The 6,631-nt window shown below is 68.5% G+C and carries 7 protein-coding genes; 2 read left to right on the forward strand and 5 right to left on the reverse strand.

Translation table 11 applies throughout. The features are described from left to right. Positions 1-217: 217 nt before the first annotated feature. Positions 218-904: a TetR/AcrR family transcriptional regulator gene (locus tag ACT4N7_RS16830; protein WP_444829685.1), complete on the forward strand. Its 687-nt coding sequence runs from the start codon at positions 218-220 to the stop codon at positions 902-904. 7 nt (positions 905-911) lie between these two features. Here the strand turns inward: ACT4N7_RS16830 and ACT4N7_RS16835 are convergent, their stop codons facing one another. From ACT4N7_RS16835 to ACT4N7_RS16855, 5 genes are all read right to left on the reverse strand, one after another. After that, the gene (locus ACT4N7_RS16835; protein ID WP_444829686.1) at positions 912-1,370 is read right to left on the reverse strand and encodes a metal-sulfur cluster assembly factor; all 459 of its coding nucleotides are present in this window, start codon (positions 1,368-1,370) and stop codon (positions 912-914) included. Next, positions 1,367-2,413, reverse strand: a complete 1,047-nt coding sequence (locus ACT4N7_RS16840) for an amidohydrolase family protein (protein ID WP_444829687.1) — start codon at positions 2,411-2,413, stop codon at positions 1,367-1,369. Before ACT4N7_RS16840 ends, ACT4N7_RS16835 begins: the two co-directional genes overlap by 4 nt. Positions 2,414-2,498: 85 nt before the next feature. Continuing rightward, complete coding sequence (locus ACT4N7_RS16845) at positions 2,499-3,059, reverse strand: TetR/AcrR family transcriptional regulator (protein ID WP_444829688.1); 561 nt, start codon at positions 3,057-3,059, stop codon at positions 2,499-2,501. Then, positions 3,056-3,415: a DUF1304 domain-containing protein gene (locus tag ACT4N7_RS16850; RefSeq protein WP_444829689.1), complete on the reverse strand. Its 360-nt coding sequence runs from the start codon at positions 3,413-3,415 to the stop codon at positions 3,056-3,058. Before ACT4N7_RS16850 ends, ACT4N7_RS16845 begins: the two co-directional genes overlap by 4 nt. 86 nt (positions 3,416-3,501) lie before the next feature. After that, a complete protein-coding gene (locus tag ACT4N7_RS16855; RefSeq protein WP_444829690.1) occupies positions 3,502-5,310 on the reverse strand; it encodes a hypothetical protein in 1,809 nt (602 codons plus the stop codon). Between the two features lie 619 nt (positions 5,311-5,929). Between ACT4N7_RS16855 and ACT4N7_RS16860 the strand changes: the two genes are divergently transcribed. Then, positions 5,930-6,310 carry a NucA/NucB deoxyribonuclease domain-containing protein gene (locus tag ACT4N7_RS16860; protein WP_444829691.1) on the forward strand — a complete coding sequence of 127 codons (381 nt, stop codon included), beginning with the start codon at positions 5,930-5,932 and terminating at the stop codon, positions 6,308-6,310. Positions 6,311-6,631 lie beyond the last annotated feature (321 nt).

Consider the following 6,631-nt stretch of genomic DNA (forward strand, 5'->3'; position numbering starts at 1 on the left):
AAATGTCCAGGCTTTTTGCCGGCGGGTAAACCGTGAACGCCCTCAGCCGCGCGGGCGGTGGAGTCGGGGGGTGCTCCACCGCCCACGCGGGGCCTTCGGCTCCGGGCCGGTCGTCTCGGAGCGTGCCGTGCGGGGATCGGGTATATACCTCTGGTGCCGGACGACAGCGGTACAGCCGCCGTCGAGCACAAAAGTACTCTAAGGTATTCCTGAAACAATGCGCAATGAACAGGTACGCGGGTCGCTCGCCCGCACGCACGAGCACCAGCCGGGCCTGCCGCGCGGCCGCAGCAGCCTGCCCGCCGACGTCGTCGGGTCGGCGCAGCGCGACCGGCTGGTGCGCGCCATGATCGCGTCGGTCGCCGAGCAGGGCTACGCGGCGGTCATGATCGCCGACGTGGTGCGCCGCGCCCGGGTGTCCCGCAAGGCGTTCTACACGCACTTCGCCGACAAGGAGGCGTGCTTCCTCAGCGCCACCGACGTCGGCGTCGAGCTGATGTTCGCCCACATCGAGCAGGCGCCCCGCGACCTGCCCGAGCACGCCGACCCGCAGGCCCGGCTGCGCGCCGGACTGCGCGCCTACCTGTGGTTCCTGGCCGCCGAGCCCGAGTTCGCGCACGTCTTCCTGATCGGCGGACTCGCCGCCGGACCCGCCGCCGTCGACCGGTTCTACGCCGCCCACCAGCGGTTCATGGAGATCAACCGCCGCTGGCACGAGGACGCCCGGCGCGACCACCGGTCCTGGCCCGCGGTCCCGGACGACGCCTACGTCGCGCTCGTCGGCGCCATGCACGAACTGGTCGCCACCCGGGTCCGTGCGGACCGCGCCGCGGACCTGCCGCTACTGGAGGACCTGGCCGTGCGGCTGCACCTGGCGGTGTTCGAGGGCTGGCCCGCCTGCTGAGCCGTGCTCAGCGGACGCCGAACCGCTCCCGCAGGGCCGCGCGCCGGGCGGCGCGGGTGGCGTCGAGCGTGCGCCGGTAGCCCGGCTCCATGTCTCCCGGCGTCCAGTCGGCGGCGTGGTCGAACTCCACCTCGACCGAGGCCACGCCGTTGAGGCGGTCGAGCCGCTCGCGGGCCTGCGCGGCGAACGAGCCGCCCATCAGGCAGCCCGGCTCGGTGACGCCGATGCGGATCCGCACCGCCACCCCGTCGGGCCCGTCGGTCAGCGACAGCTCGCGGATCAGTCCCATCGCGACGATCCCCGCGGGCGCCCCGGCGACGGCGCTGCACGGGTCGACGATCCGGTCGAGTTCGGCCCGCACCCGGTCGGCGTCCACCCGGTCGGCGTCCACCCGGCTGGCGTCCACCCGGCTGGCGTCCACCAGGTCGGCGTCCACGCGGTCGGGGTTCACGCGGTCGGGGTTCACGCGGGAATCACCGTTCCGGTCCACGGCGGCGCGAGGTCGGCGGACGCGCTCACCCCGCGCGGGACGGCGTCGAGGTCCAGGCCGAGGATGCGGGCGATGTTGCCGCCCAGGATCGCCCGCTTGAGCTCGGTCGTCAGCGGCGGCAGCCCGTAGCCCTCGATCATCGCCTGCGGGAGCTGGAAGTCCCAGAACGCGTCGAGGAACGGCTGCGGGTGCAGGCCCGTGCAGCCGGTGCCCCAGATGATCCGGTCGGCCGCGCCCACCCGCAGGAACGCCGCGAGGATCTCGGCGAACCGCAGCGGCGAGTTGACCAGGTAGGCGCTCGCGCCCTCGATGACGACCGACGCGTTGCGGTAGTAGGCGAGTTGCAGCGCGGTCTCCTCCAGGAAGGCGAAGCCGCCGTGCACGATCTGGAAGTTCAGTTCGGGGAACGCGATCAGCGCGTCCTCCAGGTCGCGCGGGTGGAACGGCTGCAGCGGACAGCCCGCCATCGCGACCGCCTTGTGCACCGCCACACTGCGGATGCCGCGCCGCTGCGCGTGTTCGAGGATCGGGTAGACCGTCTCCGGGTCGTCCATCCGAACGGCGACGCCGGTGCCGTCGTAGATGTCGTAGGGGTAGAACTTCAGCCCGACGACGCCCTCCTCCTCGATCAGCCGGTCGACCTCGCCGATCGGGTCGGGGTGCGCGGGCCAGATGCCGCCGAAGAGGGCGACCCGCTCGGGGTGGCGCTCGCGGAGTTCGCGGCCGATCCACAGTGGAGAGGCGCCGCCGCGGTAGAGGCCGTAGAGCGGGATGTCGTGGTAGACGGCGAAATCGGTCTGACTCTCGGCGAACAGCGCGTGCCCGAGCAGGTCGGCGTCGGCGCGCAGGAAGCGCTCGCGGTCGAGCTGCCAACGCCGGTCGCCCCTGGGGGAGAACACCTTGTGGTAACCGTCGTAGAGCGTCGCGGCCACCTGCGCCGAGATCGGGTGGGTGAAGCTCTCGGGCGGCGAGTGGTAGCCGTGGACGACCGCGTCGACCACTACGACATCGTCAATCATCAGCGTCGTCAATCATCAGCGTCGATCACCTGCGCTCCTCGATCATCCGACCTAAAGTACACCCAAGTACCTCAGTAGGACAGGCTCAGCGGGAGGCCACGTGCAGCGCGCCGAGCAGGCGCCACACCCGCTCGGCGATCTGGTCGGGCGTGCCACTGACCCGCCCGTGCAGCCAGCTCGCGAGCACACCGGTGAAGGTGGCCGCCACGGCGGCGGACAGCACGTCCTCGCCCGGGCCGTGCCTGCCGCGCAGCCCGCGTTCGGCCAGCACCCGGTCGGCCAGCACCTGGTGCAGCCGCTCGCCCAGCGGGCCGCCGCCGCCGGGCTGGAGCAGCCCGCGGTACACCCCGGCGTGCCGGTCGATCTGCGCGAGCAGCTCGGCCACCTGGGGCGGCGGCCGGTCCGGGTCGGGTATGCCCTCGAAGGCGTGCAGCGCGTCGACCGCGGTGCCGACCAGGTCGGCGCACGTGTCCACGACGAGCGCGTCGAGGCTGTCGTAGTGCAGGTAGAAGGTGGCCCGGGCGACCCCCGCGCGCCGCACCACGTCCGCGACGCTCAGCTCGGGCAGCGGGCGCTCGCCCGCCGCGCCGAGCAGCGCGTCCCGCAGTTTGACCCTGGTCCGCGCGATGCGCGGGTCGCCGGTCAAGCGGCCAGGGTCAGCGCCATGGCGATCCCCGCCGGAAGCGCCTGAATGACCAGGATGCGCGGGCTGACGGTGGCCGCGCCGTAGAGCCCGGCGACGATCACACAGGACAGGAAGAACAGGGTGACCGGGAAGGTGACGGCGCCGCCCGCGATCAGCGCGAACACCAGGCCCGCGGCCAGGAAGCCGTTGTAGAGCCCCTGGTTCGCCGCGAGCGAGGCGCTCTCCTCGGCGAACTCAGGCGTGGTGTTGAAGGTCTTGCGCCCGAACGGCGTCTTCCACAGGAACATCTCCAGCACGAGGAAGTACAGGTGGGTCACCACGACCAACCCGACGAAGACCTTTGCGACGAGCTCCACGACATGCCTCCTATTTTCTGGACACATGTACATTAACAGTGCTGCTCGGGTCGAGTCGAGTGGGACCCGACCCGAGCAGCCACTTTTCACTCGTCCGTGGTGACGGCGAGCCGTCGGTCGACCAGCTCGCCCACCGAGCGCAGGTCGGCGCTCAGCGCGCGCAGTGCCCGTCCGAGCGCCTCACCGCCCGACTCCCGCACCACCTTCCGCGCCAGCTCGACCAGCCGCTTCTCCACGCGGTCGGTCATCTCCTCCGGCGGGTACGGAATAGCCTGCCGCAGGCCGACCAACGCCCCGCCGACCGCGACGTCGAGCACGGGCTGCAGGTCGATCAGCGGCAACGGCGGGTCGTCGGCACGCTGCCTGCCGCGCAGCGGACCCCACGGGTCGATCCACGGGATGATCTCGATGAAGACCTCGCCGAGCCACACTTCGAGCCAGGCGATGGTCTGGCACGCGCCCACCTTGCGGCCGAGGACGTCGCGGGCGTGCACGCCGATGTGGAACAGCTCCTGCACGGAGACCTTGCCAACCGGAACGTTCGGGTCGAGCAACGTCGCCTCGACCACCCGATCGGCGAACAACAGCTCCCACCACAGTCTGCTGTGGAAGCACTGGTGCAGCGCGGGGGTCGCGATCCACACGCCGACGTTGACGAAGTACTCCTTGATCTTGTCCAGCGCCGCTCGGCCCGACGCGGAGCTGAGGAAACCGTCGTGTTTGGACGAGTCCGTGCCGGGCGTGCCCGCGAAGTCGTCGAAGACGCCGCCCTCGACCACGCCGATGAGGTTGACGTTGATGAAGTGGTGCCAGGTGGAGTCGCACACGACCCGGCCGACCCCGGTGCGGTGACCGTCGTAGGTGGACACCACGCCGAACGAGTGCGCCTGCGTGGGCTGCTTCATGGCCGCGCCGTTGCCCGACGACGCGGTGTTGCCCGCCGGGACCCGCCCCCACGCGACGACCTCGGGGGAGACCGGCCCGCTGCCGTCGACCGCGTCCGGGTACTCGCGGGAACCGTCCAGGGCGTAGGTCTCGCCCAGCGACGCGGGTGCGCGGCACTCGCCCTCGTGCGGGTGGTCGGGGAACACGTCGATGCGCCCGAGTCGGCTGCACATCACCGGGTGTGGGTAGCGGGCGTTGCGCAGCAGTCCCGCGTAACTGCTGTAGAGCTTGAGGTCCAGGCGCTGCGGGATGTCGTCGCTCTGGTCGCTGAACTGGCTGCCCGGGTCGTGCCCGACCTGGTTCGAGTCGTTGCGCCGCGTGCCGCTCATCGAGACCTCGTTGAGGCCGGAGGCGCCGATGAAGTCGTCCCAGTACCGCATGCTGCGCACCCGGTTCACCGCGCCGCACAGGCCGATGCCCAGCCTGCCGTGGTCGCCGGTGGCGAAGATGCCGCGCCCGCTGTTCATGTGCGCGCTCAGCCTGCGCAACTCCTCGTTGCCGAGAGACTGGGCCGGGTACACGCCCGGGTTGGCCAGCCGGGCGGGGTACGAGCTGGAGTGGAAGAAGGTCTCGATGCCGAACAGCCACACCTCGTCGTACATCTCGGCGGTGAAGTGGCCCGGCTCGTCGAAGCGGAATCCCTTGATGCTGCGGGTGATCCGCGAATTGCCCGCGAGGACTTGGGCGTCGCTGACGTCGCCGCGCAGGTGCGCCAGGGTCAGGTCGAAGTCGGCGTAGCCGCGGCCGTCGTTGAGCAGGATATCCACGAAGGTCGCCAGGCCGAAGTCGCCGAGGCCGAAGTCCAACCCGCCGTCGGTGACCAGCAGGGTCTTGATCCGGCAGGGCCGCCGCCACGGGAACACGAGCTGGGGATCGCGCAGGATCAGGTCGCGGCGATCGCGCACGAGGTCGAGCAGGCGCTGGTTGCCGGTGCCGATGACGTCGTTCATGAGGGGATCTCCTTACGAGTGCGGACTGGCACCCACAACGAGAAGGAGAGCGCGCCGCCGGTCCAGATACCACGCCCGGCAGGCGCCGCGGCAGCTCAGGTCCTCCCAAGTTTCGTCAGCGGTTTGCCGCAGCTTGTCCCAGAGTCGTTACGACGATCGGGTGGACGATGGGATGACTGTGGACGGACGCGCCCGCACGGACTGTCGGGGTCGCTCGATGTCTCCCGTCGTGGCCACTGAAGGCGTCCAACGGACCGGTCATCCCTCCTACAGGTATCGAACCGAGGAATGTCCACATGAGAGAGTCGTCAACCGTGTCGTCCGCCTGCGCGGTCGTCACCCTGACGTTGGTCCTGGACTATACCCCGGACCAGTCGCGTCGCGGTCACCGCGAACATCGACAACGCGAGCACGCAATCGATTAGCCGTGTCGCCGTCCTCTGTCATACTTCGTCTGCATATGTCGTGTCGCTACGCGCACACATCTGTGTACCTCGTTTGTACCTCGTTGCGGAGGGGGGAGTCGGTGGCAACAAGGAGCAAGGCGGGAGTTTTCGTCCCGCTTGTGCTGGTGGCAGGGGCAGTTGTGTACTTCGGTGGCTCCGAGGTCAGGGGCGCCATGACCGGCATGTTCACCTCTGACCCGGTAATCATCAGCTTATGGTGGGCCGAAGGGAAAGACGCCGTTCTGACGAAAGGCAAGAGCCGTGAAGTTGCCAATCGACGCGCGGCTTGCCCAAAGAGTTTCGCCAAGAAATTCAACGAACAATGTGATGAATATCCCTTTGCTTCTACAAGGCAAGGCGGAATTGGGGCCAGGACTGAGGAGGTGCCATCGCGTGAGAATAGATGTCAGGGTGGCACTCTCAGTCGAGGGTATGATCTCGGTGGGATAGGGGAGGGTGACGATTATCTGGTCGCCATCAGCGGTCCGAGGCAGATCGCAGACAAGCCGTACTGGGGTGTGGATGTAGCAACGGATCAGTCATGTCAAGCCTGAATCACGCATACGAATGGATTGACGCCGACGTTGATCTGGATTGGTGTGTTGCGGTAATCAAAGGTGTCACGCCGAGGTTGGTGGTCGGAACCTATGGCGGCGATCCAAACGGACCTGTGGAGCTTTCCAGCTTTTTGCAGGCCAAGTCCATACGTAACGCTCATTTCGATGACTACGGGGTACTTCAGACCATCGAGGCTTATTCACGTGGCCGATCGGGAACTGGCCCGGCGTGTTGACGTGAGCGGCGGCCCGTTTGTTGAGAGAATTGGGTTACCAGACTCAGTTCTCACGAAAACGGACCGCCTGATATGTATCATA

This window comes from Actinokineospora sp. (assembly GCF_052390155.1).
In the GTDB taxonomy this organism is placed as follows: Bacteria; Actinomycetota; Actinomycetes; order Mycobacteriales; family Pseudonocardiaceae; genus Actinokineospora.